The following is a 251-nucleotide window of genomic DNA, read 5'->3' as shown; positions in this document are numbered from 1 at the left end:
GCCGAGGATGGCGCCTATGCGCTGAAGGAGAGCCAGGGGCACGACGGCGAGCCGCTGTTGCAGCAGGCGGCCCAGGTCGCCCAGGTCAATCGCCTGGTCCTTCAGGGGCTGGACGAGGCCCGCTCGCGTCTCGAAGCGCGCGCCGCGGATGCGCAGGAGGGGCCGCCGAAATCGCTGCGCGAGGCGCTGGAGCTGGCAGCCCGGCTGGAGCAGGCGATCACCGACGATGCCTACGTGTCGGTGGTCAAGGA

1 protein-coding gene is annotated in these 251 nt (G+C 71.3%); it reads left to right on the top strand.

The genetic code is table 11. The annotated features are described in order from the left end of the window. On the top strand, positions 1-251 hold a 251-nt coding region (locus ACLJNW_RS27060), incomplete at both ends, for a hypothetical protein (protein ID WP_410961638.1).

The organism is Salmonella sp. SAL4457 (genome assembly GCF_046548235.1).
GTDB lineage: Bacteria > Pseudomonadota > Gammaproteobacteria > Enterobacterales > Enterobacteriaceae > Salmonella > Salmonella enterica.
Note: the sequence above shows the minus strand (reverse complement) of the source record. Positions and strands in the feature narration are given on the sequence as shown.